At 34.9% G+C, this 16,245-nt stretch carries 18 protein-coding genes; 11 read left to right on the top strand and 7 right to left on the bottom strand.

Annotated elements, in window-relative coordinates; translation table 11 throughout:
• Positions 1-80 precede the first annotated feature (80 nt).
• The 3 genes from corA to yggU all read left to right on the top strand — a co-directional run bounded on the left by corA (position 81) and on the right by yggU (position 2,036).
• Positions 81-1,031, top strand: coding sequence for a magnesium/cobalt transporter CorA (gene corA / locus BN1226_RS02490; protein ID WP_005758638.1), 951 nt, complete (start codon positions 81-83; stop codon positions 1,029-1,031).
• Between the two features lie 112 nt (positions 1,032-1,143).
• Positions 1,144-1,716, top strand: coding sequence for a YggT family protein (locus BN1226_RS02495; protein ID WP_044469838.1), 573 nt, complete (start codon positions 1,144-1,146; stop codon positions 1,714-1,716).
• Positions 1,717-1,748: 32 nt separating this feature from the next.
• On the top strand, positions 1,749-2,036 hold the full coding sequence (gene yggU / locus BN1226_RS02500) for a DUF167 family protein YggU (protein ID WP_044469839.1): 288 nt from the start codon (positions 1,749-1,751) through the stop codon (positions 2,034-2,036).
• 32 nt (positions 2,037-2,068) lie between these two features.
• Here the strand turns inward: yggU and BN1226_RS02505 are convergent, their stop codons facing one another.
• On the bottom strand, positions 2,069-2,506 hold the full coding sequence (locus BN1226_RS02505; protein WP_044469840.1) for a hypothetical protein: 438 nt from the start codon (positions 2,504-2,506) through the stop codon (positions 2,069-2,071).
• 188 nt (positions 2,507-2,694) lie between these two features.
• Between BN1226_RS02505 and tpiA the strand changes: the two genes are divergently transcribed.
• Positions 2,695-3,462, top strand: a complete 768-nt coding sequence (gene tpiA / locus BN1226_RS02510) for a triose-phosphate isomerase (protein WP_044469841.1) — start codon at positions 2,695-2,697, stop codon at positions 3,460-3,462.
• An 80-nt stretch (positions 3,463-3,542) separates the two neighbouring features.
• Here the strand turns inward: tpiA and BN1226_RS02515 are convergent, their stop codons facing one another.
• A complete protein-coding gene (locus tag BN1226_RS02515; protein WP_239384649.1) occupies positions 3,543-4,406 on the bottom strand; it encodes a helix-turn-helix transcriptional regulator in 864 nt (287 codons plus the stop codon).
• Positions 4,407-4,522: 116 nt separating this feature from the next.
• Here BN1226_RS02515 and BN1226_RS02520 point away from each other — a divergent pair, with 116 nt between their 5' ends.
• From BN1226_RS02520 to coaD, 4 genes are all read left to right on the top strand, one after another.
• Positions 4,523-6,598: a TonB-dependent siderophore receptor gene (locus tag BN1226_RS02520; RefSeq protein WP_044469843.1), complete on the top strand. Its 2,076-nt coding sequence runs from the start codon at positions 4,523-4,525 to the stop codon at positions 6,596-6,598.
• A gap of 92 nt (positions 6,599-6,690) precedes the next feature.
• Positions 6,691-8,253: an alpha/beta hydrolase-fold protein gene (locus tag BN1226_RS02525; RefSeq protein WP_239384650.1), complete on the top strand. Its 1,563-nt coding sequence runs from the start codon at positions 6,691-6,693 to the stop codon at positions 8,251-8,253.
• 140 nt (positions 8,254-8,393) lie between these two features.
• Complete coding sequence (gene waaA / locus BN1226_RS02530) at positions 8,394-9,668, top strand: lipid IV(A) 3-deoxy-D-manno-octulosonic acid transferase (RefSeq protein ID WP_044469844.1); 1,275 nt, start codon at positions 8,394-8,396, stop codon at positions 9,666-9,668.
• 2 nt (positions 9,669-9,670) lie between these two features.
• Positions 9,671-10,147, top strand: coding sequence for a pantetheine-phosphate adenylyltransferase (coaD, locus tag BN1226_RS02535; protein WP_044469845.1), 477 nt, complete (start codon positions 9,671-9,673; stop codon positions 10,145-10,147).
• Between the two features lie 53 nt (positions 10,148-10,200).
• On the opposite strand, the gene BN1226_RS02540 is transcribed toward coaD, so the two are convergent.
• Entirely contained in the window at positions 10,201-10,923 is a 723-nt protein-coding gene (locus tag BN1226_RS02540; protein WP_044469846.1) for a 3-deoxy-D-manno-octulosonic acid kinase, read from the bottom strand.
• 86 nt (positions 10,924-11,009) lie between these two features.
• Between BN1226_RS02540 and BN1226_RS02545 the strand changes: the two genes are divergently transcribed.
• Complete coding sequence (locus tag BN1226_RS02545) at positions 11,010-12,053, top strand: glycosyltransferase family 9 protein (RefSeq protein WP_044469847.1); 1,044 nt, start codon at positions 11,010-11,012, stop codon at positions 12,051-12,053.
• 65 nt (positions 12,054-12,118) lie between these two features.
• Here BN1226_RS02545 and mutM read toward each other — a convergent pair whose 3' ends face one another.
• The 4 genes from mutM to radC all read right to left on the bottom strand — a co-directional run bounded on the left by mutM (position 12,119) and on the right by radC (position 14,380).
• Positions 12,119-12,934: a bifunctional DNA-formamidopyrimidine glycosylase/DNA-(apurinic or apyrimidinic site) lyase gene (gene mutM / locus BN1226_RS02550; protein WP_044469848.1), complete on the bottom strand. Its 816-nt coding sequence runs from the start codon at positions 12,932-12,934 to the stop codon at positions 12,119-12,121.
• A gap of 109 nt (positions 12,935-13,043) precedes the next feature.
• Positions 13,044-13,214, bottom strand: coding sequence for a 50S ribosomal protein L33 (gene rpmG, locus BN1226_RS02555; RefSeq protein WP_005758425.1), 171 nt, complete (start codon positions 13,212-13,214; stop codon positions 13,044-13,046).
• Between the two features lie 11 nt (positions 13,215-13,225).
• On the bottom strand, positions 13,226-13,462 hold the full coding sequence (gene rpmB / locus BN1226_RS02560) for a 50S ribosomal protein L28 (protein WP_005758595.1): 237 nt from the start codon (positions 13,460-13,462) through the stop codon (positions 13,226-13,228).
• Between the two features lie 246 nt (positions 13,463-13,708).
• Positions 13,709-14,380 carry a RadC family protein gene (gene radC / locus BN1226_RS02565; RefSeq protein ID WP_044469849.1) on the bottom strand — a complete coding sequence of 224 codons (672 nt, stop codon included), beginning with the start codon at positions 14,378-14,380 and terminating at the stop codon, positions 13,709-13,711.
• Positions 14,381-14,584: 204 nt separating this feature from the next.
• Here radC and coaBC point away from each other — a divergent pair, with 204 nt between their 5' ends.
• Positions 14,585-15,790, top strand: a complete 1,206-nt coding sequence (gene coaBC / locus BN1226_RS02570; RefSeq protein WP_044469850.1) for a bifunctional phosphopantothenoylcysteine decarboxylase/phosphopantothenate--cysteine ligase CoaBC — start codon at positions 14,585-14,587, stop codon at positions 15,788-15,790.
• Positions 15,790-16,245, top strand: a complete 456-nt coding sequence (gene dut / locus BN1226_RS02575; protein WP_005758613.1) for a dUTP diphosphatase — start codon at positions 15,790-15,792, stop codon at positions 16,243-16,245. Before coaBC ends, dut begins: the two co-directional genes overlap by 1 nt.

The following is a 16,245-nucleotide window of genomic DNA, read 5'->3' on the forward strand; positions in this document are numbered from 1 at the left end:
TTGCGGTGATGTCGATTGGTTTTTATTTGTTCATTGCGTTGTTCATAACCATAGGCACAACCTAGGGAGTATGACAAAAAATGATTAATGCTTTTGCACTTGAAAATTCACGTTTAAGCCGTCTTGATGAGGAAGATATTGCTTCATTAAATACGGCAATTTGGATTGATTTGGTTGAACCAACCCTTGAAGAACGTGAAATTTTACAAGATGGGTTGGAACAAAGCCTGGCTTCTTTCTTGGAATTAGAAGATATTGAGGCATCAGCTCGTTTTTTTGAAGATGAAGACGGTTTACATTTGCACTCATTCTTTTATTGTGAAGATGAAGATGATTATGCAGATTTAGCGAGTGTTGCATTTACTTTACGTGATGGGCGTTTATTTACCTTACGTGATCGTGATTTGCCAGCATTTCGTTTGTATCGTATGCGTTCTCGCTATCAACGTTTAGAAGAATGTAATGCGTATGAAGTATTACTAGATTTATTTGAAACTAAGATCGAACAGTTAGCCGATGTTATTGAGAATGTTTATTCTGATTTAGAAAAATTGAGCCACGTTATCTTAGATGGCAAGCAAGGCGAGGCGTTTGATGATGCTTTAGCAACCTTAACCGAACAAGAAGATATGAGCTCAAAAGTGCGTTTATGTTTGATGGATACGCAACGAGCCTTAAGCTTTTTAGTTCGTAAAACGAGATTACCGGCAAATCAATTAGAGCAAGCTCGTGAAATTTTGCGAGATATTGAATCTTTACAACCGCATAACGAATCTTTATTCCAAAAAGTAAATTTCTTAATGCAGGCGGCAATGGGTTATATCAATATTGAACAGAATAAGATTATGAAATTTTTCTCAGTAGTGTCGGTTATGTTTTTACCTGCAACCTTAGTGGCATCCACTTATGGTATGAACTTTGACTTTATGCCAGAGTTGCATTTTAAATATGGCTACCCAATGGCCATCGGTTTAATGATTATGGCAGGATTAACACCGTATATTTACTTTAAACGTAAAGGTTGGCTATAATCTTTATTATTTCACAATAAAAGTGCGGTAATTTGCCGCATTTTTTATTTTTATTGAATTATCAGGAAGTTGGCCCCATTTTATTAACTCAACTTCGGATAAAGGAAAAATTATGAGTTCAATTTCATTTTTAGTGAATACTGTGATTAGTCTTTATATGCTGATTTTGATGCTGCGTATGTGGTTTCAATATTGCAAAGTAGATTTTTATAATCCACTGTCACAAACCATTGTGAAAATTACTAATCCTGTGTTAAATCCATTAAGAAAACTTCTTCCTACTGTGAAGAATATTGATTTAGCGGCGATCTTTTTTGTGTTTATTTTAGGCTTTATTAAGGTACCATTACTTTATTTAGCTAATGGGCAATGGGCAATAGAGATTCTGCAACAAGAGTTTCTTCAATATTTATTGATCGGTATACTCTCTGTGTTTAGTAGCTTTGGCAAAATGATTTTTTATGTCATCTTTTTGGGGGCTATTTTAAGTTGGTTTAATCGAGGTAATAATCAATTAAATTACTTACTTTACCAATTAGGTGTGCCTGTATTGAGCCCAATTCGCAAAGTATTACCTCGCACTGGCATGATTGATTTCTCACCGATGATTTTAGCTTTTGGTTTATTCTTTGTAGATAAATTTTTATACGATATTTTTGGCATAATATGGCAATTAGCTAGCTAAAAGTGCGGTATATTTTTTAAGAATTTTAAGATATGGCGGCACTGCAAAAAACAGAACAAGGTTTACGCTTAAAGATCTTTTTACAGCCTAAAGCGAGTAAAGATCAAATTATTGGTATACATGACGAAGAGCTTAAAGTCTGTATTACGGCTCCACCTGTGGATGGTGCAGCAAATGCACATTTATTAAAGTATTTTAGTAAATTGTTTAAAGTGCCGAAAAGCAGTATTGTATTGGAAAAAGGCGAATTAAATCGACATAAACAAGTTTTTATTCCAGAACCTAAATTAATCCCCTTAGAAATTCAAAAATTATTATAAAAAGAAGTCCTGAGAATGATCTCAGGACTTTTTTATAAATTCAGTTCAAATATGGATTTTTTGGTATTAAGTTTAAAACCTTCACTTTCCCAAAGCTCATGGTATTGATGATCTTGCTCAACCACTAATCGATTAGATTGAGTAAAGCATACAAATTCTTTCGCTTTCTCAATTAATTTTGCATAAACTTCTTTTTTATTACTGCTATCTTTTACAAAAATATCAGTCAGTTGCCAATAGCGTTGTAATTGTAAAGAGGAGAGACGAGGATAAAGTTGGATAAAACCAATCGCCTCTTGTTGGATATTGGTAGCAATGAAAATCATACTTTCACTAAAACGAATTCGATTGTTGAGAAAAGTTAAAGTACGCTCTGGGTTTTCTTGCATGCCATAAGATAAACGATATTCCTCAAATAATGGAAGCAACACTTCGAGGTTCCATTGTTCAGCTTTAAATATTTTAATCATATTGTTGGCTCTTAGAAAAATAAACTGATACTGGTTATTTTTTATAACTTATATACAGTAGATTGTAGCTTTTTAAATCGAAATAATCATCTATTAGATCAAGTTTTTGCAAAAAAAAGCAAAAATACTAATTAAAATTTGGTATAGTAACTAATAGTTTTATTAATTACTTAAATGGAGAAAATACTATGGCTCGTCGTCCTTTAGTTATGGGTAACTGGAAGTTAAATGGTAGCAAAGCGTTCACTAAAGAATTAATTGAAGGCTTAAAAGCTGAATTATCTACTGTTGAAGGTTGTGATGTAGCAATTGCTCCTCCTGTAATGTATTTAGCAGAAGCTGAAGCCGCATTAGCAGGTAGCAAAATTGCATTAGGTTCACAAAATGTGGATGTCAATGTAAAAGGTGCATTTACTGGCGATATTTCAACAGAAATGTTAAAAGATTTTGGTGCTAAATATATCATCATTGGTCACTCTGAACGTCGTACATATCACAAAGAAAGTGATGAATTTGTAGCTAAAAAATTTGCAGCATTAAAAGAGGCAGGTTTGACACCAGTATTATGTATCGGTGAATCAGAAGCTGAAAACGAAGCAGGTAAAACAGAAGAAGTTTGTGCACGCCAAATTGATGCAGTAATCGATGCATTAGGCGTTGAAGCATTCAATAATGCAATCATTGCTTATGAGCCAATTTGGGCAATCGGTACGGGTAAATCTGCAACTCCAGCACAAGCTCAGGCAGTTCATGCATTTATCCGTGGGCATATTGCGGCTAAATCTCAAGCCGTGGCTGAACAAGTTATTATTCAATATGGTGGTTCAGTGAATGATGCGAATGCAGCAGAATTATTTACACAACCAGATATTGATGGTGCATTAGTTGGTGGCGCTTCATTAAAAGCTCCAGCATTTGCTGTGATTGTGAAAGCTGCTGCTAAAGCAAAAGCATAGTATTGTTAGTGGCTTAACAATTTTATAATTTAGTATAAATACCTGTAGATGTTCATCAGATACAGGTATTTTTTATTATATTAAATAATTCCTTTACTCTTATCTCTTTTTACTTGGCTCGGGATTATTCCGAAATTTCTCTTAAAAGCGGTTGAGAAATTCTCTGCATTTGAGTAACCCGCACATTCAGCAGCTTTTGTTACACTCGCTCCTTGTAATAAAATTTTATAAGATTGTTCTAGTTTGGATCGTCTAAAATAAGCAAAAATAGAAGTTCTATGATACTGCTGAAATTCATTTTGTAATGTGGTCACGTTGGTATGGAAAAATTTTGCCATCTGCTTTAAGTTCCAACCGTCAAATTTACCGCTATCAAGCATTTCTGTAAGTTGATGAACACGATCCTTTTTTTGCTGAGGAGTTTGTGTCAATTGTGAAAATGCCTCGGTCAATAATGCCAGCAATTTACTTTCTTTCTCTAGCATTGCAAATTGTGTAGATTGGTTGTCAGCTATAATATCATTAATCAAGTTAAGCATGCTTTGGGTTAATACAATATGATAAGGTTTTAAATGTTGTTTAAATTGATGATAGCTAGATAAATTTAGTTGGCTTTCCATGATCCATTTAGAATAAAGAAATATCACAAGTTCTTTTTGTAGCTGTCCTTTTCTAAAAATCTTCTTTCCTAGCTCAGCTTTATTTAGTGGCCAAAATGCAGCTTGTGGTTTTAATGCTGCATCTAATTCAAATACCTCTGAATCAAACTGAATTTCTGCATGCCCATTCAATAGAATGACTAAACGCAGTCCTAATTCAAATTCCGCTTTTTCTTGCTCAACGGTTTCATTGATTAAAACTTCTGTATATTTCATCATCAAATCGGAGCGTAATCGGTATAGATGAGCAAAACCATTCATTTTATTTGGTTCATTAATCAACATTATTTTTTTCATATTAAAAACTTTTTTTCACACAGTAAAAATTTTATTTTACAAAGGTTTTTTGTATAAAAACAAGTTATCATTATTAATAATCATTATTATTTTAAAGGAAGACTATGAAAATCATGCGATATTCGCTCTCTTTAATTACTTTAGCTATGGTAGTAACTTATGTTTCTGCTAAAGATAGTTCTCAGACAACACTTGATACGATTGATGTAAAAACAAAATTAGCAGCAACTACAGGTTATATCCCTGTTTATACTACAGTTGGTACTAAAACTGTTACGTCATTAGCTCGTACGCCATTTAGTGTAAATGTAATTTCTGCTGATTTAATGAAAGATCAAGCTGTTCGTTCAGTTACCGATGCGGTAGCTTATACTTCTGGTATGGTTGGCGGTTATCGTGGCAATAACTCATTAATTGAAATTTCTATTCGTGGTATAGGGAACAAGAGTGATGGTGGTACTGTTCCAACCTATTTAAATGGTTCTCGCTACCAAACAGCATTTGAAATTGATCCATTCTTTTTAGAAAGCATTAATGTCATTAAAGGACCAAATTCTATTTTATATGGGCAGGTCAATCCTGGTGGTGTCATGGATATTATTACCAAAAAAGTCAGCGGAAATCCTCATCACCACTTGCAATTTATTGTGGGTAATCATCATCGTTATCAAGTTGGGCTTGATGTAGAAGAAAATCTTTCTGATACTTTATCTGCTCGATTAATTGGAGAATTAGAGCATGCCGATTGGAATACTCAATTTGTGAAAGAAAAAGGTGGTGCTTTGGCTCCAAGTATTTTATGGAAGCCAACAGAAAATACTGAACTTAATCTTTACGCTTACTATGCGAAAAAACCAAAAGCAGGCGATCGTAACTTCTTACCGAAAGAAGGCACTATCAATGCAGTAAATGGTCAAAAGTTGCCTTACGATATTTTTTTAAGCGACCCTAGTTATCATCAGCTCAAGTCGGAACAAATGCAGATCGGTTATAATTTTTCCCATATATTTAATCCAAATCTAACATTCCGACAAAATACAAGTTACCATAAGGGAGAGGAAAACTTTAAAAATTTAGTTTACTGGGCTGATATTGGCTCAGATTTAGTTCGCAAGGCTCGTCGTTGGGATATCAAAACCCAAGAAATTAGTTTAGATAATCAGCTGGAATGGAAATTCAATATAGCCAATATTGCTCACACTTTACTCTCAGGGATTGATTATAAGCGTGTGCGTGAAGATGCAGAAATTTATTTGGGGACAGCCCCAAATATTGATTGGCAAAATCCTATTTATGGTGTGAGTGTGAATGAACCTGCCTTACAATCTGCTGATCTCAAACATTTAAAACAGTTTGGTATTTATTTACAAGATCAGATGGAAATTGGAAATTTTGATCTGATGTTGAGTGGTCGATATGACCAAGCAAAAAATAGTACAGCCGATCGTTTAACTTATAAAACCGAAAGTAATAAACAAGACAAATTTACTTGGCGTACTGGGGTGATTTATAACTTTAATAATGGTGTTGCTCCTTATGTCAGCTATAGCACCTCTTTTGTACCTTCATTGGAAAAAGATGCACAAGGAAAATTCTTAAAACCTACTACAGCTACACAATGGGAAATGGGGGTGAAATATCAACCAACTCAAGAAACACTTTTAACGTTGGCAGGTTTTAAAATCAAACAAAAAGATTTAGCCAATTATCAATGGCAAACTCATTCTTACGAGCAAATCGGTAAAGTGGAAACCAAAGGAATTGAAGTTAGCTTAAACCAACAGCTTTCTGATAAATTCTCAGTCACCGCCTCTTATGCCTATCTGAAAAAAGAAATTACTGCGGATAAAGATGGTAGTACGATTGGTAAAACTCAATGGGGAGTGCCTCGTCACCAAGCTTCAATTTGGGCAAAATATAAATTCTTTAATAAACTAACGATCGGTGCAGGTGTGCGTTATATGGGAACGACATTTGGTGATAATACCAATAGTTTTACAGTACCTGCTTACACACTTTACGATATGTTAGTAGGCTATGATTTTATGCCTAATTTGAATTTACAATTAAATATACAAAATCTCACTAATAAAAAATATATCGCTAGCTGTGCCAATAATTACTCTTGTTTTTATGGTACAGAACGTAATTTAAGTGCAACTTTAAATTATCATTTTTAAACTTTAGTAGCCCTCAAATGAGGGCTTTTACTTAAACACTTGTGTTTGAACATAGCATTACTGATGTTATGTGTGTTTAGCGAGTAATCAATATGAATAAAATAATTGCCTGTATTTTGACCTTTTTTGCTTCTTCTATGCTTTATGCTAATAATCTTACTATTGAACTGAAACAAAATGATTTTGTGCAGGGAAAATTGACTCAACTTGCTGAGCAACCACTTTCATTGTTTATTATCTTTCCCGATCAAAGTACTCGATTATTGGCTCAAAATGTATTTGGCGAGCAGGATTTTATGTTTAAGTCGGAACAAAGCGGTACGGCGACTTTTTCAGTATTAAGCAACGAACAGAACGTTGCCGACCAGGATTTTAAATTAGTCATTGAAAAGCATATACCGCTTTCTCAACAAATTGCTAAACCCAAAACTATCGAAAATGCACTGCTTTCAGAGTTAAGCCAACAAATAGCAAAAATTCCTGAAAAACAGACCGCACTTTTGGAAGATTTTTGGCAAAAGGTGAAACAAATTGGCACACCACTGATTGAGCCATTGAATGAACAGCAAAGTCGTGTAACATTTTTATGGCGTGGTGCTAAGCAAAATGTTCGCATTTGGGGAGGGGTAAGTACAGAACACGATTTTATGGAGCATTTAGGTAACACGGATCTATGGTATAAAAGTTATATTGTGCCAAATGATACGTTGGTGGAATACCGCTTTGCCCCAGATGTTCCTACTTTACCAGTTGATGAATATACCCAACGCCGAGCCTTACTTTCAACAGCTCAGGCTGATCCATTGAATAAAACGCCCTATTTTGAGAAAATCGGGCAAAATATCCATAACACCGATAAATTTAATTACTATTCCATCCTTAAATTGCCGAATGCTCCAACACAAGATTATTTGATAGAAGAACAGCATAGCACAAAGGGAACAATGCAAGAATGGGTTTTCAAAAGCCCAAAACTTGGCAATAAACGTCGATTATTTGTTTATTTGCCTCAAAATTTTAAAGTAGAAAATCACTATCCCATTCTCTATTTTTTTGACGGTGTGGAATATACAGAGCGTATACCAACAAAAACGATTCTGGATAATATGATTGCTCAAGGCATAATTCCTCCCACTATAGCTGTTTTTATTGAAAATCCATCTAATGAATCGAGACAAATTGAGCTATCAGCAAATCCAGCATTTACCCAAGTATTAGCGGAAGAACTGGTGCCTTTTACCGAAAAAATAATTGGAGTAAAAGCCAAAGAGCGTATTATAGGTGGTTCAAGCTACGGTGGATTAGCCGCCGCTTATACTGTATTGAATTATTCTAATGTGTTTAACAAAGCCTTAATTTTATCAGGATCATTTTGGTGGCATCCCAAAGGCACACCAAGCGCACAAAGTCATTACATTGCCCACGAATTTGTAACAAAAGAAAAATTGCCTCTTTGCTTTTTTATCAGTGCAGGCTTTTATGAAAGCGGAAAATCTACTATTTTGGAAACTTCCCGTCATTTAAAAGATGTATTGCTGGCAAAAGGTTATCCAGTGACTTATCTGGAACAATCCACAGCCCATGGCTATTTGGCGTGGCAAGGATCAATTAGTGAAGGACTGAAAGCATTATTAGGACAAGATGCTTGCCATTAGACAGTAACATTTATGGGAGATAATTTGCGGAAAGATTATTTTAACCTGAATGTATCTAAATTATTTTATCGCTTTTGCTTTATGTATTGATGGCTTACCTTTATACTACATAAAATTTTTTATTTTGATATGATGATTTTATGTTACGTTTTATTTATTCTTTGGTAATGTATTTATTACAACCTTTTGTCTGGTTGTTTATTGTAATACGTAGTTTAAAAGCGCCTAATTATCGTAAACGTATTAATGAACGTTATGGTTTTTATCCTTCCCAGAGCGCACCCAAAGCCAAAGGCATTATTATTCATGCGGCTTCAGTCGGCGAGGTGATTGCAGCCACTCCATTAGTCCGTCGCATTCAGCAACAATATCCAGAACTGGCTATTACCATGACGACAGTTACGCCAACAGGTTCAGATCGTGTAAAATCTGCTTTTGGTGATTCAGTAACACATGTTTATTTGCCTTATGATTTACCAGATGCATTAAATCGTTTTATTAATTTTATCCAGCCTAAAGCTTGTATTGTAATTGAAACAGAAATTTGGCCAAATCTGATTCGCCAATTACATAAGCGTAATATTCCTTTCATTATTGCGAATGCACGTTTATCGGCACGTTCGGCAAAACGTTATGGTTGGGTGAAGAATCTTTTATATCGTATGTTTAATGAAATTAGTCTCATTGCTGCACAAGATGATATTAGTGGAAAACGCTATTTGAATTTAGGTTACCAAGGCGATTTGCAATTAACAGGTAATATTAAATATGATTTGGTAATTACTGACGAACTTTCACAAAGAATTGTAGAATTGAATAAAAATTGGATTAATAAACGCCCTGTTTGGATTGCTGCTAGCACCCATGAAGGCGAGGAAGAAATTATTTTACAAGCACATCATAGCTTATTAGCAAAATTTCCAAATTTATTATTAATTCTTGTGCCTCGTCATCCTGAACGTTTTAAACCAGTAGAAGATTTAATTATAAAGGGTGGTTTTCGTTATTGTCTTCGCAGTGAAAATTTCAAGCTCCAAGAGGATACTCAAGTCTTACTTGGAGATACTATGGGCGAACTGATGTTACTTTATGGTGTTTCAGATATTGCTTTTGTGGGTGGAAGTTTGGTTAAACATGGTGGACATAATCCATTAGAACCATTAGCCTTTAAATTGCCTGTTATTAGTGGTCGTTATACCTTTAATTTCCCTGAAGTGTTTGCAAAATTACGTGAGGTGTGTGGTGTACTAGAAATTAATGAAAATCCAACCGCACTTTATTCCGCTGTAGAGAAATTTTTGATTTCTGAAGAGGCAAGACAGCGTTATGGTAATGCAGGCCATGAAGTGTTGATTGAAAACCGTGGGGCATTACAACGTTTATTAAATTTATTAAAACCTTATTTGGAAAAATAGTGATGACGAAAACCGTAATTTATCCAGGCACATTTGACCCAATTACTAATGGGCATTTAGATATTATTGAACGTAGTGCTGTGCTATTTCCTAAAGTGATCGTAGCCGTGGCAGAAAGTCCAACCAAAAAGCCTTTATTTAATTTGCAAGAACGTGTACGTTTAGTTGAAGAGTCGGTATCACATTTAGCGAATGTTGAAGTTATTGGCTTTAGTGATTTATTGGCAAATGTGGTTAAGCAATATCATATCACCGCAATTATTCGTGGTATGCGAACGACTATGGATTTTGAATATGAGTTACAGCTTGCACACTTGAATCGAGCTTTAACAGATGGAGTAGAAAGTTTATTCTTGCCTTCTACGGAGAAATGGTCTTATGTTTCTTCAACTATTGTGAGAGAAATTTATTTACATAAAGGCGATGTTAGCCAATTTGTGCCAATGCCTGTACTAAAAGCCTTGTCAGAGAAAGCATAATAAAAGTGCGGTAGTATTTTGACAAATTTTAAAGGAACATTCGTTGTTCCTTTTTATTGATGGTAGCCAGTTAATAAATCTTGCCAATTTTGTTCAGTGAATTGAATTTGCATACGTTTGACTTCTTTGCAGAAGGAACGATGCAAGCGTTGTAAGTTTTCTTGTTTCCAAAAATTTCCAGATTTTTCACCGCACTTATCGAAGTCAATTAACCAAAATTTGAAATGTTGTTGGTTAGTTTGTAATAAAATATTATGTGCGTTTAAGTCTGTATGGCAGATTTGTAAATTGTGTAATTGACGAATTAATTGCCCAATTTGTTGCCAATGTTCTGTGCTGATGGTTTTTGTTTGTAAAACTGAGGTTAAGTCTTTGGCATTTTCGATTCGTTCACTAAGTAAGTCTGCACGATATTGATTAAAACTAAGTTTTTCCACTTTAGCCGCGACAGGCTGAGGAACAGGGAGTCCTGCCTGGTGAAGTTGTTGGAGTAGCTTAAATTCAGCAAAACTACGAGTTTGTTCTAGCGAACTAAAAGCGTAGCGATCTTTGTTTATTTTTCCCAAAAGCCCACCACGAAAATAATGACGTAATGCAGTATTGATACCAAAGATATCTTCAGAATGAATAAACCACGTAGTACCTCGTCCTTTTGCGGATCCAATAATACGATTTTCATTCTGCCAAAATTGTATATCAAGAAATTTCTCTTGATGTAGTTTAGGTTGATCAAAATTAAATAAATAAAAATGATTTTGTTGTTGAATTTCAAGCATATTATTTTATGGATTGGTAGCGAATAAAGTTATTCTACTTTAAAATAATCCCAATGCCAAAGTACAAATAGCAATGAGAATAATTTATGCCTCTTTTTAATCAAGCTCCTCAATCCTTATGTGTGTTACGTTTATCGGCTATTGGTGATGTATGTCATGCTTTAGCCGCGGTACAACAAATCCAGCAATATTGGCCTGAAACGAAAATGACTTGGATTGTAGGCAAAACTGAAGCGCAATTATTATCGGGAATCAACAATGTTGAATTAATTGTTTATGATAAGAAATCGGGCTGGAAAGGCGTTTTTGCGTTATGGAAAAAACTAAAGGGGCGTAAGTTTGATGCTTTACTAAATATGCAAACGGCTTTTAGAGCCTCTATACTTTCCTTAGGTATCAAAGCAAAATATAAAATAGGTTTTGGTCGTCAACGGGCTAGAGAAGGTCAATGGTTATTTACCAATCGTAAAATTCAAGATCCCCAAAATCCTCATGTACTTGATGGTTTTATGGCATTTGTAGAATATATAGGGGTGCCTATTGGTAAGCCACATTGGCAACTGGCTATTTCTCAGCAAGATATTGAAGCGGTGAGTATTTATATTGATCCATCAAGAAAAAATCTAATCATTTCCCCTTGTTCTAGCAAAGTTGAGAAAGATTGGACGGTAGAAGGATACGCTTGTGTAGCAAATATCGCTAATCAACATAATATTCATGTGATTTTTTGTGGAGCAGCCGCAAAACGTGAAGTTGAAATGATTAATCAAATTATTAGGCAATGTGATTTTAAACCGACTAATTTATCGGGCAAAACAAGCCTTAAGCAATTAACGGCATTAATTGGCTTAGCTGACTTAGTTATTTCTCCTGATTCAGGCCCTGCACATATGGCGACTACACAGAACACACCAGTGATTGGGCTTTACGCTTACCACAATCCATTACGTACAGGCCCCTATAATAATTTAGAAAATGTGGTTTCAGTATATGAGCAGAATGTACAAAAAGAATTTGGAAAACCTTCATCTGAATTACCTTGGGCAACTAAGTTAAAAGGCAGAAATCTGATGGCAGAAATTCAAGTGGAAGATGTGTTAACTCAAATAAAAAAATTAGGTCTTTTGTAAGAAAATCAAAGGATTAAAGGTAGGGTTGGTTTGCTACCTTTAATAAATAAAAGTGCGGTCATTTTTCAAGATTTTTTCTGACATTTGGGACAAAAATAGCTATTACGTTGTGCAATGATTAACGTTTGAATTTTGGTACCGCACTTTGGACAGGGCTGATTTTTATGGCCATATACCAATAATTCTTGAGCAAAATAGCCAGGGCGACCATCGGGCTGTAAGAAGTCTTTTAAGGTCGTTCCACCTCGTTTAATCGATTGTTCTAAAACTTCTTTGACAGTTTTCGCAATTAATTCACATTGTGCTTTAGTCAGCTTGCTAGCTATTTTTTCTGGGTGAATACCACAGAGAAATAAAGTTTCATTAGCATAAATATTGCCAACTCCCACCACAACAGCATTATCCATTAGAAAACTTTTTACAGTGATATTGCGTTGACGAGATTTTCTAAATAGATATAAGCCATTAAAGTCTTTAGATAAAGGCTCTGGTCCTAGTTTCAAGAATAAATGAAATTCTTCTAAGTTCGTTGTCCATAGCCAAGCACCAAAGCGTCTAGGATCGTTATAACGTAGTAATTTGCCATTATCCATAACAATATCAAAATGATCATGTTTATCAATTGGGCTATCATGAGGAACAATTCGTACTGAACCAGACATACCTAAATGACCAATAATATAGCCTTGCTCAGTATGAATAATTAGATATTTAGAACGACGACTTAAATCTAGCACTTTTACATTTTTTAGTTGATAAAGTTCCGGACTGACTATCCAACGTAATTTAGGCTGACGAACTATAATCTTTTCAATAGTATAGCTTTTTAAATAAGGGCTAACCCCTTTCATCGCTGTTTCAACTTCAGGTAATTCAGGCATAGTTAAATCTCAATCAGTAATAACTTCCAAGAAGATAGGGCATTTAGTTATTTTTTGCAATAAAAAACCCGAATCAACATTCGGGTTTAGATTAGTTAAGAAAATAAAATTATTTAATTTTAGCTTCTTTATAAATAACGTGTTTACGCACAACTGGATCGAATTTTTTAATTTCCATTTTTTCTGGCATATTACGTTTATTTTTATCAGTTGTGTAGAAGTGACCTGTTTCTGCTGAAGAAACTAAACGGATTTTCTCACGAGCGCCTTTAGCTGCCATTTTTTAGCCCCTTAGATTTTTTCGCCACTAGCACGGATATCAGCTAATACTGCATCAATGCCTTTTTTATCAATAATACGCATACCTTTAGCTGTTAAGCGTAAAGTTACGAAACGGTTTTCACTCTCAACCCAGAAACGGTGAGTGTGTAAGTTAGGAAGAAAACGACGACGAGTCGCGTTTAATGCGTGTGAACGGTTGTTACCAACTGCTGGACGCTTGCCTGTTACTTGACAGACTCTAGACATAATAATCTCCAATAATTAAATTTAAGCTCGAGCTTACGGTTCGGACTACTTCAAAATTCAGTTAAGATAACTAATTTTGTAAGCTACCTCGTCAGGTCGCAATAAACCGACCCGCTAACTATATCAAAGGTTGCTGATTATACTCATTTTATCTTTCATTCTCAAGTCTAAAGCATCGTAAAATTTATATTTCCTTTAAATTTTAGCAAAATTTTACTCGAAAAAGCGAATCAACAATCAAGAATCTTATATCCACCCCTGTTCAGCAAAGGAAAAATAGTTGCCTTTGCCAATAACAAAATGATCTAATAGACGAATATCAACTAAATTTGCAGCCTGTTGAATCTTTTCTGTAATATTTTTATCTGATTGACTAGGCTCTGACCTTCCTGATGGGTGATTGTGTGCTAAAATAAGTGCGGCTGCATTGCAATATAATGCAGATTTGATAATCTCTCTAGGATGTATTGTTGCGCTATTAATTGAGCCTAAGAACATTTCTTCCTGTTTAATTAAGCGGTGTTGATTGTCTAAGAATAATACTAGGAATATTTCTCGTTCTTTTGATTCTAAGCTAGATTGAAGATATATACGTACGGTATCTGTTGAGGTAAATTCATGCAGGTATTTGAGTTCTTCTTGGAGATAACGCTTAGTCATTTCTGTACAAGCTTGTAATTGAATAAATTGAGTAATGCCGATGCCTTTAAAGGCACAGAATTGTTTTTGATTAGCACTAATTAGCCCTCTTAAAGAACCAAAATGTTGTAAAACATTGTGGGATAATTGCATTACAGGACAATTTTTAATACCTGTTCTAAGGAAAATGGCAAGAAGCTCTTTATCATCTAACGAGGTTGCCCCGTAGGTAAGGAGTTTTTCTCTTGGCATTAAATTGCAAGTGGATTGTAATGTCATAAAAATGCTCTTTTTGTTGTACTTTTAGATTGTGAACAATAACTTTGCTTATGCTTTTAATTAAAAGCTAGCGTAATAACATAAATTTTTGAAATAGATCGTAAAAATAAAATTTTTTCTTAAGGAAATTTGAAGTAGAATGTATGAATTCATATTCATGTAATTTTACCTCTTGAAAATAAGAGGCGAGATCTTGGGGGAATAATGCAAAATTTGAAAGGTAAACGAATTGTAGTGGGGATTACAGGTGGCATTGCTGCTTATAAAATCATTGAATTGATTCGTTTATTACGTAAAAGTGACGCAGATGTACGTGTTGTTTTAACCGCAGCAGCTGCTGAATTTGTGACTGCATTAACCTTACAAGCTATTTCAGGAAATCCAGTTTCACAGTCCTTACTTGATCCTCAAGCAGAACTTGCTATGGGGCATATAGAATTAGCAAAGTGGGCTGATGCCATTGTAATCGCTCCTGCCAGTGCAGATTTTATTGCTCGTCTTCGTGTAGGTATGGCAAATGATTTGCTTTCAACTATTTGTTTAGCGACAGCTTCTCCCATTTATTTAGCACCCGCCATGAATCAACAAATGTATCGTCAAACTGTTACGCAAGAAAATCTACAAGCATTAGTTAGACGAAGCGTTCATTTAATCGGCCCTAATAGTGGTTTTCAAGCTTGTGGTGACGTTGGGGCAGGCCGTATGTCTGAACCCGCAGAAATTTATGATGCTCTTTGCCAGGATTTATCTGTTTTGCAAGATTTAGCGTATTTAAAAGTAGCCATTACAGCAGGGCCAACAAGAGAAGCCATTGATCCTGTGCGTTATATTAGCAATCATAGTTCAGGAAAAATGGGATTTGCAATTGCTGAGGCTTTTGCTATGAGAGGTGCAGAGGTTACGCTTATTTCTGGTCCAGTTAATTTAGCAACTCCTAATAATGTCAAACGGATAGATGTGGTTTCAGCTCAAGAAATGTGGCAAGTAACTTTAAAAACTGCGGTACAAAATCACATTTTTATTGGTTGTGCTGCGGTAGCCGATTATCGAGTGGCTGAAATTGCAGATCAGAAAATTAAGAAAGCCAGCGATGAAATGCAAATTAAACTGGTAAAAAATCCTGATATTATTGCTGATGTCGGTCATTTAACAGAGAATCGTCCATTCACCGTCGGTTTTGCAGCAGAAACTCAAAATGTTGAAGCTTATGCAAAAGATAAGTTAAATCGAAAAAATTTAGATATAATTTGTGCGAATAATGTGGCTGGTGGGCAAGTTTTTGGTGCAGATCAAAATTCATTGCAGTTATTTTGGCAAACGGGTTCAGCCAGTTTACCGCAGAATTCTAAAACTGAATTAGCTAAACAATTAGTCAATAAAATAGTAGAAAAATATAACGAGAAACAATAATGAAAAAAATTGATGTGAAAATTTTAGATCAACGTATCGGAACAGATTTTCCTTTACCTGCTTATGCAACCTATGGTTCAGCTGGTTTAGATTTACGAGCGTTAATTGATGAGAGTTTTGAATTACAACCTGGAGAAACAAAATTAATTCCAACAGGTTTATCTATTTATATTGCTGATCCTAATTTAGCTGCGGTAATTTTGCCTCGTTCTGGTTTAGGTCATAAACATGGTATTGTATTAGGTAATTTAGTGGGTTTAATTGATTCAGATTATCAAGGTCCATTAATGGTGTCTATGTGGAATCGTGGTTCAGAACCTTTCAAAATTGAAGTTGGTGATCGTATTGCTCAATTAGTATTTGTGCCTGTAGTACAAGCTGAATTTAATATTGTTTCTGATTTTGTCGAAACAGAACGTGGCGAAGGTGGTTTTGGTCACTCAGGCAAGAAATAA

The organism is Mannheimia massilioguelmaensis, from assembly GCF_000940515.1.
Taxonomy (GTDB): Bacteria; Pseudomonadota; Gammaproteobacteria; order Enterobacterales; family Pasteurellaceae; genus Basfia; species Basfia bettyae.